This is a genomic window from Microbulbifer variabilis (assembly GCF_052468405.1).
Window position 1 is genome coordinate 3168719 of the sequence record NZ_CP174343.1, and the last position, 15585, is coordinate 3184303.

Sequence of the window (15585 nt, forward strand, 5' to 3'; positions counted from 1 at the left end):
TCTTTCCAAATATAAAAATCACACAAGGAGATAAACATGCCAAACAATCCCATAGGAAACAAAATTTATCCAACTGGAGGAGCCTCGCCTTTAGTAGACGTTCTTATGAATAGAGGATTCGAAGGGGGAAACCCAATATATATTCACTACACAAGTCAAGCTGGATTTAATCAGATCTTAATGATAGACAAATTTATTAAAGGAACCCCAGACAGGACACGCCGGGGTCTGTCTGCTAAAACTGGAGTTTATTTAACGCCTTCAACACAGTGCTTTAGCCCAAGCGATGCCCACACCCTTCTTTTTTTCTCAGAAGATAGATATAAAAATAGTGCCACTCATATGTTTATTTTTATATTCAAGCAAGGCGTTGAACTTGAGGATTATGCCGTTAGCTCCAGCAGCCCATATCGAGAACTAATTTATAGGGGAGATGTTGATTTTCGTGCAAACGGAAATGCAAAAATGCTGTACGGTGGAAGAAATCGATTTATTGATGGGAATCCCTGGAATTGAATCTACCAAAAAAATCATAAGCTCCGAGAATATCTCTCGATACAGGGCCAGCTTTCCGAACCTTATCGAGGGATTACTTTTCAACGGCTTGCAACCTTTGATTTAAGAATTACTAATCATCATAAAAGGTTTCCGTGAATTAATTAAGGAGACACTAAAATTTTATTTAAATCTTAACTACACAAAAAGTAAACATCAAAAAGTAAACATGCAGGTGCCTACTCTGGTGGAGGTTGCCAATTGATCACAGCGGGATAGGCCTTATTCTCGCATAACCAAATCACAGCTCGAACCCCAGGCCTAAGTCCTGCTTGTGGATCAGTCACTTTTCCCCAGTCACTCGCCAGAAACTCTTTCCCTTGTAGGCGGAACTGCCCTAAAAGTGCTTTCCAGCCAGGCATTGTCAGCACTAATGATTCTTTAGTGTCGTAATCAGTGGAAATCCATACCTTAATACTGTTTCCTTCACGCACCAATTTTGTCACCTCTCCCTGCCAGGAAGTCAACTGATTTCTATCACAAGTGACATAACCTGGCACAGCGAGCCTCTGGGCAGTTACCTTAGACGTACTCACCAATATCAAGGCACATAGGATAAATAATCGGATGCTGTTCATAATTGTCAGTGTATCGGGGGGAATAATCCCCCCGAAAAATTATTATAGGCCGCGATAGGTACTGCTTTGCTCATCAGCGCGAGTGGCCTGCCCCTCTGTAAATTCGTACATGCAGCTATCGTCCGTGTAATCCATAAAATTTGTAATCGGATCAAGACCGGCTGCGTTCCGTCCCCTTGTACAGGAATCCCTGCCTACTGGGCACCCATAAGCCGGTGACCTTTCTGCAGGAGTATCAGAGACATAATCCCCATTTCCACCACAGCCGCCCTGGAAGGTATGATACAAACCTAACCAGTGGCCAACCTCGTGAGTAAGGGTATCGCCCTCATTGTAAGGCGCAGCATCGCCGCCAGGCACAGAACCGGTTAAAATAACTACCCCATCATCCAGTGGATCTGAGGAATAGCTGCTTGGGAAAGTTGCCCACCCAAGTAGGCCACCACCGATATCAGCCACATAGATATTCAGGTCTCCCGCATCACCAACACGCAATGAGCTTTTCATAGCGCGCTCTGCGGAGGAACCATAACCAACGTTATACCAAGAATTATTGGCCGTTACTGAAGTTGAAACCAGATTAAAAGTAAATGGTGTACTCGCATAAGCATCATTAAGCACCGCCATTTGCGAATTAATTACATTGCTGGGTAGCGAACCATTATTTGCGTTATCAGTAATAACATGAAAGTACACATCAATAGTTACAGAGCCAGCTGGACGTAGTGTATGACCTCCACTGCTTATATTACGAGACTGTCCACGCAGCGCAGTAAAATGCTGCTCTTTCAAAGCAGCCTCCTGAACAGAAGGATGATTAGTGCCACAACGTTTAAATTTAGCATTGTCATTAGCACGCTCAATCGAAGAATCACTCTCAGCAAAACCGACAGCAGGTGATATTAGCAAACACAAAGATAATGCAGTTTTTATTGAAGTTGAAAGATTAGCTTTTCTCATAACCGGAACCTTAATTTTTTTATTAAATTGATAACCCCAGACAGCCCGATCACCTTCCACTCTCAAACCAACTCATGTCAATAGTACCAAATCTCAAAAGCGTGATAATGACATCAATTTCTTTTATAGGGCGGCAAGTTCGACATAAAAAACCACCCCCCATAAAGCGGGAAAAAACCCAACCAACAAAGGAAAATAAAAAATACACCAATGACAGGAAAAATAGTTTCAAGAGAAATTATTTTCAAAGCAAAAATAAGGGACCTATTAAAATCGGCAAGCTATACCCAAAACAAATACAACCCTTGAATACAACACAAAATATTTAAACAACCATAGATATAAGAGCCACCGCAACTCCAACAAAAAGAGCAATTAAAAGGTGGGGCCAAATTCCAAACAAACAAAAATCTCAGCAATTATCATCACCTGCCCCTTTGCCGTATTTCTCGGCCCTACACCAATTAACCTTTTTTATTGATATAAATGCTATTGAAATTGGCATATATTCGAAAACCCAGATACGCATTATCATTAGTGCGGCTTTAATTTTAATCGTGAATCACAGCTTATTAATGACAACCACAGAGATAACCAGAGTAAAATTCAAGATGTACGCTACTCCGGAAGAATACTAAGAAAGTGGTCTCAGCCAGAAGGATACATCTGAACTAGCAATGCAGGAGCTAGAGAGAGACCATAATGCTCATCGTAATTTAACAGAAAATACTTACTCCTTTGCTGCCTTTGTATTGCCATTCATATTGGCTTTTCCTTCCATAATTGCCACCATTTCCTGGATTCGCCGTAGCCAGACCTGGTCATACTGACCTACCGTACAGGCAACAACAATTTGCGTGGCTTATTTATGAGTTAGTCTTTTAGTGATGTATGGAATGGCAAGTTATTTAATTATTGCCTGGACCGCTTAATATATTATTGGACCTGAAAGGTTTAGCAGTTATTTAGGCCATCACTTACACAGCCAACAATCCTAGGGCCGTTCAGCTTGTTGTGCTGGAGCGGTAGCGAGTTTTAGAAATTTTCTAATCGAGAGACGACATGAATAAAAATAGGCGCCCAAATAATCTTATTCAATTTTATTAAGTTTTTTTCAGCATCAAAACTACGTAAAATCAATAGAATTTGATCAGCAATATGGGCCGTACTCGAACAAGCCTCTATGAGTTCATACCCCCAAATACCTAAAGATACCTAAGATCTTTTTAAATGACCCATTTTCTCTAAGGAGAACGTTAGCGTGAAGTAAGTACAGATAAAAGGCGCTGACCCAAGGTGCTACCAACACCAGGGGCCAGCTAACCAAATTGATAATCAGACTATCAAAGTGGCTATATGCATAGTACGCTAGAAACCTGCTCGTCTTCAATAAAGGCGAACACATTCAGTAGCTTGGAGCGATTTTCCAAGCTCTGGGAGCGTAGCGTCCGCCTTTTCTTATTTCACGCCTACCGTTCTCGTGCCCCACCCTTCCTTTCCTGCCAGCATTACTTTCCAAGCCCTCTCATCCCGGAAGGTCTACCCATGGTTAGAGTTTAAATAGGAAACGAATATGTTGATCTTGAAGCGCAGGACCGGCGAAAACCTAAGGATTGGGGCTAATGTCTCAATCACAGTATTGGAGATTAGAGGTAACCAAGTGAAGATAGGAATACAAGCTCCCAAATCTTTACCTGTTCATCGCGAGGAAATTTACAAGCGTATCCAAAAAAAACTAGAACTGACCAATAGAAACCGTTTAATAAAAGAGTCTGCCAATAGGAAATGCTCAACCCAGACCGGATAACACTAAGCTATTCTAAGTTGATTATAGTTTTTGCATACTCTCTCTAAATATTACTAGAGTTCAACCATCAGGGAGCAGGACTGGACTACACCTTCACCAAATGAAGCTGAACATTATCCAGTCTTTTGTCCAAAACAATGATCCTGGTACCTTTTAGGGGTGGAATCGAAACTGCTAAATTTGTTTAGCCTTCAGTGTGTTTTACAATACTACTCAGAATTCTTATAGTCCAGCTGCCTCTGGTTTATACCCTCTTTCCTAGCTGTCACTAAAGATGCATATAGGTCGCACCTCACAATTGCCCCCTTTACGTTATAACTTTATTAAGCCTTAAACTAAAAAAAATGAGCACACATTAAATATATTTTTTCCAGAATCTGGATTGGCAACACTAACAGCACTTTTTTTATTTTAACTACCCTACCATGTTAATAGATATGAGGTTTTAGAAGAATAAAAAATAGTTAACCTAAAGATTTTGAGAAAGCACCAACCAAATAAACCTCCATTATGATCCTATATAAAAAATTCCAGCTTAAAGAATAATATTAAATTGCTCAGTCTTCTAGAATTTGAGCAAAAAACGTCATGGATGGAGAATAATCTAAACTGCATCTATCAAACTCTCAAAATACTGATTCACTTTTTTACGCCCATGAAAATACTCTCACCAAATCATAAACTCTAAAAAACCTCCGTAACCAGCATACATAGACTCAAAAATTTCACTTTCTTTATGTGCTCGACACAACCTCAATTCTGAGAATCTATTTTCCTAACAATAAAGCCAATTCCGTTTATCCAGTTCAATTCGCCTTCAGCAACCAAAACATCTCCTATTTTCGAGAAGAGCTACCAATCTCTGTAGCTTTTTATTCAAGGCTATTTCCCATCAATTGGAGATTCGGATACAACTTCAACTCCTCCAATATCCCAAGGAATCTGCATAAAAATTTTTGATTTATTCTGACCTCGCAAGTAAGGTACCTCTGATAACCTGTCAGCCCTTCATAGGGGAGGTATGCGTTTTTTGCGCGCCTGGAGAGGCATGGCTAGGAAAGGGCAATGGCGTCTGGCGTGGAGCTTGCACAGACTCCCGCCAAGCTACGCAGACTGTCAGCTCTTGTTCGAAGCTAAAACGAAAGCAAGGTGACAGCGCGTCATTTTTACCTGTGTAGGGCCTAGCGTCGAAGGTTGAGGGCGGACGCTCCTCCCAATCAATGGGTGTCCCGAATTACGTTTCTCTATCCTTACAATCATTGGGTGTCCCAAAATCGGCATGAATCGTACCTAATTTAATAAACTAACTTTCTGCCAACAATCCCCCAGCAGAAAGCCATTCAAACAGACTGTTCCCCAGTATCTCCATATCGTCCTCATCCATGCTTCCTTGATCAACTGAATACACCTTTCCATTTGACAGGCTAATTAAGATAGAAAGCCCTCCACTATCATCTCCAATAGCAAGATATCCTGGGGCATATTCGAACACCTCAAAAGTTTCGTTTCTCTCTACGAGATCTTCAGACCTATAAATAGTAAGACCATTACCAAGCGCAAATCCATCTGTCCTCCTCATTAGCGCCACATAATCATCAGGAAGTTTAATTTTCAAGTCATCTTCCAGTTTTTGAAGTTGCGTTTCAGACACACCAGAACCAAAAGATTCAAAATCATCTAGAGCATCTAGGTCTATCATTCAAAAGCTCCTAAAGAATCAAAATATTTATAACTGTCTTTAATTGCTTTTTGTGCCGTTTTTTCAGGCACTCCAGCATCAATCATCTCTCTATATCCGGTGCTGAACTCTTCACCAATAGAAGTTGAGTATGGATCTACACCATCTACTTTCATCGTTCTGCGACGTGCTCGCTGAGATGCAGATATTTTCGCATGTGGTTTGCCTGATGCCGATTCTAAAAGAACAGCAGGTGCATCATTTCTGTTGTAGCCTTCGACATTTTTTTGAGCCCATTTATCTTGTACTGGGTGATGCGACTGTACGAAATTATCATTTTTAGTGTTTTTATAGCCTTCAGCTCTATTTTTTCCTGGACTTAGGCGCCCATGCTGATCAACATCATTCGTAGAGTAGCCGTTAGGGTTATTTCCACAATCCTTAGCTTTTAGGCCATACGGGTCAATAAATATTATTGGGTTAGGCACATACTGATAATTATTAACCCCCCCCAACAACCCAATCGGATCCTGCTGAGTAAACTCCCCAACCTGTGGATCATAATACCTAAACCGGTTGTAGTGCAGCCCGGTCTCTTCATCGAAGTACTGCCCCTGGAAGCGGATTGGCTGCTCTATCTGATTTTCATGGGCCAGGGCAATATTGCCATAGCTCTTGTAGGCAACGCTCCAGACCACTTCACCTTCCTGACTGGTCAAGGTATCAGGCGTTCCCAGGTGATCCAGATGGTAGTGATAGACCTGCTCTTTATCTTGCTGACTTTCCTTTAAAGCAACCGGTTTAAAGGTGCCCGGTTCGAAGTAATAGGTGCGGGTACTGAGATCCTGTTTGGTTTGGTTGTCCGTTTTGCTTTCCTGCAGGAGAACATCGCTATCCCAGAGGAAGTCGGTTAGTTCGCTGTTCGTGACTTTGCCAATACGACGGCCCAGGGGGTCGTATTGGTAGTGGATCACCTGTTGGAACTGTTCTGTGCCCTTTTCTACCTTGAGCTTTTCTACACGTACCAGCTGCTGGCGGCTGTTGTAGTGGTAGCGGGTTTGCAGTTTTTGCCCTTTACCGCGTAGTTCGGCAATGCGATTGCCGTGGATATCGTAGCGGTAGTGGGTATCACCGCGGAAGGCTAAACGGTTGCCTTTGACCTGGGTGGCACTGGCCTGCTGTTTGGCTTCGTCTTTTGAGTTGGCGGCCGCGAGAATATTGTGTGCGGGGTCGTGCACAATATATTCAGGGTTGGGGCCGTCTACCTGGGTCAGGCGATCGAGGGCGTCGTAGTGGTAGCTGCGGGTTCCGCGCAGGCTGTCTTCGATTTTGGCGATCTGGCCGGCTTTGTTGTACTGGTAACTGCGTTCCAGAATTGAGTTTGTGCCCTGGGTGGGGTCGGACACCGGGCTCTGGTTTGCACTGCTGGTTTTGCCCAGGCGCAGCTTGTGCAGGCGGCCTTGTGGATCGTAGTCTCTTTGGCTTTCCAGTCCGTTGCCGTGTTGGCGCTGGCTTTCCCTGCCCTGTTCGTCGTGACTGATACTGGTAATCAGCTGATCGGTATCGCTGCCTAAGGGGCGGCGGTGCAGGCTTTGGAATTGACCGGCGGGGTTAAAGGCGAAGTTAAGCACCTCGCCATCGGGTAGTGTGGTGGCGATACGGTTGCCGGCGGCATCGTACTGGTGGCTCAGTTTATCTTTGCCCTGCCAGTCGGTGGTAACGCGGCCATTGGCATCGTATTCCCAGCGCAGTTTGCGGTGGGTATTTTCTGCTTCGATAAGTTGTCCGCTGCGATTGTAGCGGAAGTTGGTGATTCCGTCCGGGGTGGTTTCTTCCAATAGGCGGCCGAAGGGATCGCGCTCGAAGATGGTGTCGATGCCTTTGCCGCTGTCTGTGTCGGTTACGGCTCTGGAGCTTACCAGATGGCCGGCGCGGTTATAGGCGTAGCGGGTAACGCGGCCGTCGAAGCCAACTTCTTCAATCAGGCGTTCATTGAGGTCGTATTTAAGTTGGTAGCGCTCGCCATTTTCATTGGCTAGGCCAATTAAGTTGCGTTCGCCATCATAGTGATATTCCAGGCGGCTGCCGTCCGGGTTGGTGCGGCTCTTAACCTGGCTGAGGCCGTCGTAAGCGTAGCAGGTACTGCGGCCTTCAGAGTCAATGACTTCGGCAAGCAATCCTTGGGGGTTATAGCTGTATTGAGTCCGGGCACCGTCTGGAGTGGTCACTGCATGGATACGGTCCTGGGCATCGTATTCATAGCGGGTTATCTGGCCCGGAGCATGCTGCACTTCAGCCAGGCGACGAGCACCGTCGTAGCGGTAGTGCTGGGCACGGCCCATGGGATCTTTGATCGCTGCGAGATTGCCTTCGGGGTTCCAAAGGTAGCGGGTGGTATTGCCGAGAGGGTCGGTAACGCTGCCGATTAAGCCAACAGGGTTATAGCCGTATTGGGTGCTGTTGCCGAGGGGGTCTTTGCTGGCAACGATCTGGCCATTTTCGTTGTATTCCCGTTGCCAGCTATTACCGGCGGGGTCGGTAACTTTTGCGGGCAGGCCTTCACCGTTGTATTCGATACGGTGGTTGTTGCCAGCGGCATCGGTCTTTTGTATCAGGCGACCCTGATTATCGTACTGGTAAATTTCTTCGCGCAGGCTGCCATCGTCGCTGGGCAGCTGTACCCGGGTGACCTGACCCAGGTCGTTGTAGCTATAGAGAGTCTCTGCACCTTCCGGATCGCGGTGATAGATTGGTAGGGCACGGTCATTAAAGCGGTAGCGCTCTTTACCGCCGCGGGTGTCGGTAACGGTAACGCCCTTGCCATCATCATCCCAGGCAAACTGGTAATTGTAAGTATCCTGCCCATCGATAGGATCGCCCCACTGGCGCACACAGCGGGCGGAGGGGCCTTCGGCATCCCATTCAAAGTGGAAGCGGTAGCCGGTTTTTAGGGTGCGCTGCTTAATGACGTGCTGATGGTACTGGTACTGCTCGCTGTGTCCGTCGGCGTCGATGGCTTTGATCAGGTCCCCTTCACCACTGTACTCATAATTTGCGAGTACTTTAATACGGCCGTCGCGGGTTTCTTTTTTCAGCTCACCAATACGCTGGCTGTTTGGCTGCCCTGGCGGCGGGCTGATATGCAGGGCTTCACCGATGCTGCTTTCGATACAGATCAGACGTTCGTCGACATAGTGGAACAGGTAATAATTGCCGTAGCCATCGCGGATTTCTGCAAGCTTGAGGGAGCCTTTATCTCCGGTGGCTTTAAAGTGTTTTTGTACACCTTTGGGGGCACCGTAAGGAGTCACTATCCAGTGATCGTCATTAATGCGGGTGAGGCTTAACTGCTCCACTACGTTGTGACTGCGGCCGCTGTCTCCTGGAGCAGGCAGACTGATCACCCTGCCTTCGGCATCGTGGAACTGCACTGCTTTACCCGGGCGCCACACCAGCTTTTCACCCAGGGTGTGGGTCCAGCCGTGGCCCAGGCCGAAGTCTTTGGAATTACTGCTGCGGTAGGTGCGCGCCACGGTGAGTGGCAGTGGACCATCCAGTACGGCATCGACCAAAGTAAGGCGTTCTTCACCCGTTTTTAAGTTAATAGGTTCGCCGCCTTCGCAAGCCTTGCCATTACATTGGGAGCTATCTCCGTTATGGTTTTTCCCGGTTTGGCTATTGGTTTTATCCGCTTCGCTGGATTGGCTGGTCTTACTGCTATCGCTAGCCTGAGAATTATTGCTGTTATTACCAGAGCTATTTCCGCTTTGGTTACTGTTATTGGCACCAGAGCTGCTGGAGCTGCCACTGGAGCTCGAACTGCTCGAAGAGGGGCCACTCGAATTGGATGGGGCGGCTGCATCGGAAGAGCTCAGGTCGGAAAAGCTGGCTCCATTACCCTTGGCATTACCACCTCGCTTTTTGGAAAGCAGATTACGTTGCTTTTTCAGCTTGGCGAAGTCGAGCATCAAATCGCCAATACCGCGGAAAGCCTTCAGCAGACGGGCATTTTTAACCAGGGATGCCACAGCACCGGCACCACCTGTGACTGCAGCCAAGACGATAGTAAGAATAATCTCGAATGCACCACCACCGGCCATCTCGGTGATTTCGAGGCTGTGCTGGGCTTTCACATAATCCTGAGCAAAACGGAAAATCGTATCGCGCAGTGCCGGCTCGTCATAAATCACCTGGGCCACTTCGAGGGCCAGCTCCAGCTGCTGCTTGGTGATCTTGGATGGATCAAAGCCAAGCACATCAACGGCTTCCCGATGCACTGCAGAGAGGTACTCTTTGCCGGATTCCTCGAAGCTCTTATCGTACAAAAGGTAGTTTGCTGTTGCCGTGCTGAGTTCCCTGGCCTGGCGCATGGGATTAACTAGCGCAGCTACTTCCATCACGTCCTTGCCCCAAACCGCCAGGCCCCAAGCGGCATTGCCTAAGCCGGTAGCACCGCGATCAATATAGGCACCCACTTTCTCTAAGGTGGAGCGCTGCTCGTGACGCTGTTGGATCAGCGCTGCCTCAGCTCGTTCTTGGGCGATAATCTGCTGCAGCCCCATGCGAATCTTGGCAATCAACTCTGACTGCTTGTCAGCAAGCGCCGTGGCTGCAAACGGGGCTTCTTCAATAATCAGGCGATTTTGGATCAGGGCCAGGTAAATTTCCTGTTCTCGACTGGAAAGATGACCGGGCGCTTCACTCAGTGGCCCTAAGAAGACAGTGCCCGCCTGGCTTGATTGAATACTGACACTCAGCGCATTACAGGAGATACCATTCATGCCAAAGAAGTGTTCGTGAATCTCCTGGATTACAGCATCATCAAACATGGACAACAGCTGGCTGGCATTGACCTTCAGGGGAATGCCCATCTGGTATGCCCAACCAACTCTGACCATATAACGAACGCCTTGCCTGTTCTCGACACTTAGCTGCATGGATAATCCTTCAAACGCCGTAAGCCCGCTGTGCGCCAGCCTCTAGTTATCATTTCCTGACCCAATAAATCGTCTTGATTTATTTTTGGTCTCGGCATTGGGAATACCAGCTCAAAGAGCCGGATTCACCTTTGACTTGCTCAATTTGCAATCAAAAACCCTGTTTTCCGCACGGTTGAATACCCCTAGAAAACATATTGAATTAGGGTAATCGCAATTTGTGAAATCTTAAATAGTGAAAATCACCGCCTTTCTGGCTTATGGAAATTCTACTCGCCAATAGTTCTAATTCACCGGCACTAGGATGAGGTGAGGCCAAAGCTACTGGCAGGAGATACCTGAAATTGCGACCTGTTGAAGCAGGTTACCGCAAATAGGCTGGTTGGGATAGATAAGTGTTATTACACGAATAAGACAAACCAAGGAGTCAGTTTAACACCCAGGGAAAAAAGAAATAATCAAATAAAATAGTTTAATTGTTTTATTTCGGAGTTAACAACCGTAGATAATTTACAGAAAGAGCTCTATTGGAAAATATAATTCAGCAGCAAAGCCCTGCCGCAGAATTACCCATACACAAGATAAGTAGCCCTGAAAATGCTGTGGTTTTTTAATAGGCAATAAACATATTTATTTGCCTAGAACAGCAAAAAATCAATAAATAAGGAAACAATATGGAACTGTAGTCTTATATTTTTGCGCAAATAACAACCAAAATATAAGAAAAGAATAAAAAAGCGCAGGAAAATTTTTTGAGGTCACAGCCATTAAATTACATCAACAACTGCTGCACCATCACCAGCCCTCTTGGGTTCGGGGCAGGTGATGGCTTACACCGAATAATTGGTTACTCGATCTCTTTAATACGCATGGAGCTGGTATGCCCACCTACATTCAAGCGTTCACCTTGGGTGATCAAGACTCTCTGCCCTTTCTGTAGGTCAATACGCGAACTGAGCACTTCAATAATGGACTCGGTAAGATGCCCCAGTGGAACTGCCGCCGGATCAAAGCTGATGGGCTCAACACCACGTAACAATACCAATTGGCGCGCAACATTCGGGTGTCGTGTCATTGCATAAATAGGTAGGCGAGTATTGGCCCGTGACATCATCCGTGGTGTACGCCCTGATTCTGTCAGGGCAGCCACGGCACAGAGGTTCTCCACTCGAGAGGCGACATCAATCGCAGCCTGGGCAATGACCGTGTCAATACGGTCGGAGGCACCATGCTCCTCAGGGGTGTATGGGACACTGCCAAGATACTGTTCAGCACCCACAATCACCTCACTCATGGATTCCACTGCCGCCACCGGGTAATCACCCGCAGCGGTCTCAGCAGAGAGCATCACAGCATCTGTACCATCCAACACTGCATTGGCAACATCCATCACTTCTGCGCGGGTGGGGGTCGGGCTGGTGATCATGGACTCCATCATTTGAGTCGCAGTAATCACGCCACGATTGAGCGCATTAGCGCGATTGATCAATTTCTTTTGTACACCCACCAGGGCCGGATCGCCAATCTCAACCCCGAGGTCGCCTCGAGCGACCATGATGGCATCGGATGCAAGAATCAATGCATCCATCTCCGCATTGTCAGCAACTGCCTCAGCGCGCTCCACCTTGGCCACTATCGCTGCCTGGCTGCCAGCTGCCTGCATAGCCTTGCGAGCAGTTTCCAGATCTTCCGCACAGCGAGGGAAACTCACCGCGAGAAAATCTACCGCTAACTCAGCGGCCAGCTCAATATCCCGGTAATCTTTCTCTGTCAAAGCCGGTGCGGAAAGGCCACCCCCAAGAAGATTGATGCCTTTGTTGTTAGATAACTTGCCACCTTGCAATACCCGACAATAAAGCTTACTCGGTGTGGTACCAGTTACTTCAAGGCGGATCTTGCCATCGTCCAGAAGTAGGATATTGCCAGACTCACAATCACTAATCAGGCTAGGGTAATCAACTCCAACACGGTGCTCATCACCACCTTCGGGGGGACAGTCGAGATCCAAAGTAAATTCGTCATTATTTTCCAGGTCAACGCTACCGTTGGCAAAGCGCGCTATGCGTATTTTGGGTCCCTGCAAATCCCCCAGCACAGCCACAGTTTTACCCTGTGCTGTTGCGGCTTCGCGCACCTCTTCCACCCTGCGGCGGTGGTCTTCGGCGGAGCCGTGGGAAAAATTCAGGCGCACAATATTAACCCCGGCACGAATCATCTCCTCGATTACGTGGGGTTTGTCTGTGCCGGGTCCCAGGGTGGCGACAATTTTTGTATGGCGAATCATATGGTCCCGTCAGCTATTCAGTTTGAAAAAAGTTCTTTGGACTGGCCAACCTATTCCCTGATGGTTTTTACCAGCCCTTAAAGTACAAGACGAATTTATAGGTTATCCCGCACCTATATTCCGGCACTAAGCCGGCGTTCCGCTCAATCGAATCAGGCCGACTCGGCCACAGGCAAGTCCAATTGCAGTGCCGCGGCCATGGCCAAACTGGTATCCAGCATACGATGGGAGAAGCCCCACTCGTTGTCATACCAGGCCATCACTTTCACCAAATTGCCATTTACACGAGTGTGATTGGCATCGAAGTGGCTGGAAGCACTGGTGTGATTAAAGTCTACCGATACCAGTGGCTGGTCACAGTAAGTCAAGACGCCATTACTGGCTTCCGCTGCCTGCTGCATAATACGATTGATCTCCTCCACCGTAGTGTCGCGACCGGCAATAAACTGGCAGTCCACCAGGGAAACATTGCTTACCGGAACCCTTACAGCCATACCGTCCAGGCGCCCTTTCAATTCAGGTAGCACCAGGCCAACAGCGGCGGCTGCACCGGTCTTGGTAGGAATCATATTGTCAGCTGCAGCCCTCGCCCGATAAATATCAGCGTGGACAGCATCCTGGGTGTTCTGGTCATTGGTATAGGCGTGTACCGTAGTCATTACGCCGCGCTCTATACCGAGCTCGCGGTGCAACGCCTGGGCCACTGGCGCCAGACAGTTAGTAGTGCAGGATGCATTGGAAACCACGCGGTGATCTGCGGTCAGGTTGGCGTCATTAACTCCGTAAACAACAGTGAGGTCAGCATCCTTTGACGGCGCAGAGATGAGCACCGCAGAGGCGCCTGCTTCGAGGTGTGCAGAAGCGGAGGCTTTATCGGTGAAGCGGCCAGTACACTCCAGCACCAAATCCACTCCGAGTTTTTTCCAGGGCAACTTGGCCGGATCTCGCTCCTGGCACACCTGCACTCGATCACCACCAACTACCAGTGCATCACCATCTACTTTCACATCCGTGCCAAAGCGGCCGTGGATGGTATCAAATCGGGTCAGGTGCGCATTGGATGCCACCGGGGCGAGGTCGTTAATCGCAACCAGTTGAATACGATCACTATAATCGGACTCGTAGATGGCTCGGGTGACGTTGCGGCCGATACGGCCGTAACCATTGATGGCAATTTTAATTTTCATCTGGCTTTACCCTGTTTATTAGCTTCTGGTTTTCCATGCTGCACCCATCAACGGATGCACCTTACCGAGCGTTTGTGACAATTAACTCGGAAATGTAACAAGCCATCCATAACTTGCTGGACGATCACTCCTGCAAATAAAAAAATTATTTCTTCAGGAGCTAGCACCAGTCCAGGTCAGTGCTAGGTCAAGACTTCAATGTCGCAGCCTGCTTTGACAGGCGGGTAATCTCAGCCCAGTTCTTCTCGCGTACCAGGCTACTGGATGCCATCCAGGAACCACCCACACAAACCACATTATTCAGGGCCAGATAGTCCGCTGCATTATCCGGGCTAACTCCTCCGGTTGGGCAGAATCGGACTTCAGCCAGTGGCCCCGCGAGAGATTTCAACATGGGCACACCGCCGGCGGCCTGGGCCGGAAAAAATTTCTGGTACCTATAGCCGCGTTCAAAAAGGCGCATTACCTCGGATGCACTGGCTGCGCCAGGCAACAACGGCACATCGCTACCATCAGCCGCGGACAGCAATTGCTCTGTAGCTCCGGGGCTAACCATAAAACCGGCTCCGGCATCAGTGGATCGACGCAGGTCATCGCTATTTAATACAGTGCCTGTCCCCACATGTGCCTCTGGTAAATGCTTGGCAATTTGCTCCACAGCACCAAGCGCAGCCTCTGTGCGCAAAGTCACCTCAAGAACATTCAAACCACCTTCAAGCAGTGCCGTAGCTAAAGGTAGAGCATCTTCAACCTGTTCTATAACCAGCACTGGGACAACGCCAGCAGCCTGCAAAATGTCGGCGATATTCTTCTGCATCAATCAATTCCAATCGTTCGTTAAGGTGCCCAATAGACAGTGACTGGTTTCAGCCCCTGTTTGAGGATACTGCGCACCGGCATTTCCATCTCATCACTGCCTAGTAAAGCCTCACGATAAACTTTGAGTTTTTCTTCACCAGTAATTAGCAGTTTGATATTTTTAGCCTGTAAAATTGCGCTCAAAGTCAATGTCATGCGCTCGGTATTTGTACCGGTAACCTCACTCTGCTTAGCGGTAATTGCACTGCATAATTTTTCAGAATCTGGACTCAAAGCATCCTCAAGACCTTGTGCATGGGGAAATAGTGAGGCGGTATGACCATCACTACCCATTCCCAGAATGCAAATATCGAAAGGGCGCCACAGCTCGGCATAAGCGCGCTCGCAATCAGCCTCACCCTGAGCAGCAGTGGCATGTAGATTCTTCATGCCCAACAAAGTGGCTTCCGCCGCATTATTTTGAATTAAACTGTTTTCAATAAATGCCTGGTTACTACCACTGTGGGATTTATCTACCCAGCGTTCATCTACCAGGGCGGCGGTTATCTTTGACCAGGGCAAAGGGCGCTTGGAAAGCTCCCGATAAACCGGTTCAGGAGTACTACCACCAGAAACCAGAAATGTGGCCTGCCCTCGATCTTTTATACCTTTTTGCAGCTCACTGGCGCAGTCGTGAACCAGTGCCTGCACCAGGCGTTCTCGATCTGAGTAAAATTTTTCTTCAGCCATGGAGATTTCCATTTTTTAGAGGAGACATGCCCGCATTTAGCCAGTCATACC

10 protein-coding genes and 1 pseudogene are annotated in these 15585 nt (G+C 47.7%); 3 read left to right on the plus strand and 8 right to left on the minus strand.

Features of this window, described 5'->3' with window-relative positions; genetic code table 11:
* The first annotated feature begins 36 nt into the window (after positions 1–36).
* The gene (locus ACJJJB_RS14490; RefSeq protein ID WP_444946241.1) at positions 37–516 is read left to right on the plus strand and encodes a hypothetical protein; all 480 of its coding nucleotides are present in this window, start codon (positions 37–39) and stop codon (positions 514–516) included.
* 218 nt (positions 517–734) lie between these two features.
* Here the strand turns inward: ACJJJB_RS14490 and ACJJJB_RS14495 are convergent, their stop codons facing one another.
* Both ACJJJB_RS14495 and ACJJJB_RS14500 read right to left on the minus strand, forming a co-directional pair.
* Positions 735–1133: a hypothetical protein gene (locus ACJJJB_RS14495; RefSeq protein WP_444946240.1), complete on the minus strand. Its 399-nt coding sequence runs from the start codon at positions 1131–1133 to the stop codon at positions 735–737.
* A 42-nt stretch (positions 1134–1175) separates the two neighbouring features.
* Entirely contained in the window at positions 1176–1925 is a 750-nt protein-coding gene (locus tag ACJJJB_RS14500; protein WP_282952610.1) for a zinc metalloprotease, read from the minus strand.
* A 28-nt stretch (positions 1926–1953) separates the two neighbouring features.
* On the opposite strand from ACJJJB_RS14500, the gene ACJJJB_RS14505 reads away from it, so the two are divergent.
* Positions 1954–2124: a hypothetical protein gene (locus tag ACJJJB_RS14505; protein WP_282952609.1), complete on the plus strand. Its 171-nt coding sequence runs from the start codon at positions 1954–1956 to the stop codon at positions 2122–2124.
* 1542 nt (positions 2125–3666) lie between these two features.
* A pseudogene (gene csrA / locus ACJJJB_RS14510) lies at positions 3667–3849 on the plus strand (carbon storage regulator CsrA); the annotation flags it as partial.
* Positions 3850–5203: 1354 nt separating this feature from the next.
* Here csrA and ACJJJB_RS14515 read toward each other — a convergent pair.
* The 6 genes from ACJJJB_RS14515 to pgl form a co-directional block, all read right to left on the minus strand.
* The gene (locus ACJJJB_RS14515; protein ID WP_020412535.1) at positions 5204–5599 is read right to left on the minus strand and encodes an SMI1/KNR4 family protein; all 396 of its coding nucleotides are present in this window, start codon (positions 5597–5599) and stop codon (positions 5204–5206) included.
* Entirely contained in the window at positions 5596–10515 is a 4920-nt protein-coding gene (locus ACJJJB_RS14520; RefSeq protein WP_445365077.1) for an RHS repeat-associated core domain-containing protein, read from the minus strand. The genes ACJJJB_RS14515 and ACJJJB_RS14520 overlap by 4 nt, the downstream gene beginning before the upstream one ends.
* 847 nt (positions 10516–11362) lie before the next feature.
* Entirely contained in the window at positions 11363–12799 is a 1437-nt protein-coding gene (gene pyk / locus ACJJJB_RS14525) for a pyruvate kinase (protein WP_020412533.1), read from the minus strand.
* A gap of 152 nt (positions 12800–12951) precedes the next feature.
* A complete protein-coding gene (gap, locus tag ACJJJB_RS14530; RefSeq protein ID WP_020412532.1) occupies positions 12952–13986 on the minus strand; it encodes a type I glyceraldehyde-3-phosphate dehydrogenase in 1035 nt (344 codons plus the stop codon).
* 187 nt (positions 13987–14173) lie between these two features.
* Positions 14174–14803: a bifunctional 4-hydroxy-2-oxoglutarate aldolase/2-dehydro-3-deoxy-phosphogluconate aldolase gene (locus tag ACJJJB_RS14535; protein ID WP_020412531.1), complete on the minus strand. Its 630-nt coding sequence runs from the start codon at positions 14801–14803 to the stop codon at positions 14174–14176.
* A gap of 20 nt (positions 14804–14823) precedes the next feature.
* Complete coding sequence (pgl, locus tag ACJJJB_RS14540; protein ID WP_020412530.1) at positions 14824–15534, minus strand: 6-phosphogluconolactonase; 711 nt, start codon at positions 15532–15534, stop codon at positions 14824–14826.
* Between the last annotated feature and the right edge of the window lie 51 nt (positions 15535–15585).